The 589-nt window shown below is 41.3% G+C and carries 1 pseudogene; it reads right to left on the bottom strand.

The features are described from left to right. Positions 1–589, bottom strand: a pseudogene (locus CER18_RS10195) (hypothetical protein); the annotation flags it as partial.

Genomic DNA, 589 nt, shown 5'->3' with positions numbered 1-589 from the left:
AAACCACCATCTTTAAAGGCTGATTCACCTCCTAAGAACTTGGCAATATTTTCACCGATCGTATTAATCTGGCCACCTGTGATTGCATCATGGGAATTCTGAACAATCTTACCATCAGCAACATTATGAAGTCCCACTGGAGAAGAATCTTTACCCTTACCCAAAGTCACATTTGTATAATCAGTTTTACCATCTGCCTTATCGTAAAGAACAACCGCTGAATCTTCTGACTGAAGATCCTTAGAAAGTGCTTCCAAACTTTGATCAAGCTGCATTTTATTAACCGCTTCATCATCTTTTGTTGCTGCTTTTACACCAGAAATACTACGAGCGATACCTTCACTGTTTGCAACGGTGATTTCTGTACCCTCTTTCTCCGCACCGATCTTAATAACCTTGGTCGTATCTTCTTGCTTGACAAGACTATCATCCACAACTTGGTTAATGGCTTTGTTAAGCTCTTGGTGAAGATTCGTGAATGAAGTACCTACACCTTCAAATGCTTCTGATACGCTCGCATAATCCCCTTCCCCAGCGTTGCCATCATCCTTAATGGTTTTAACTTTGAAACTCGGAGCTGTCCATGCAC

Source organism: Bartonella tribocorum, assembly GCF_002777915.1.
Classification (GTDB): Bacteria; Pseudomonadota; Alphaproteobacteria; order Rhizobiales; family Rhizobiaceae; genus Bartonella; species Bartonella tribocorum_A.
This window is presented reverse-complemented; position numbering and strand designations above follow the sequence as displayed.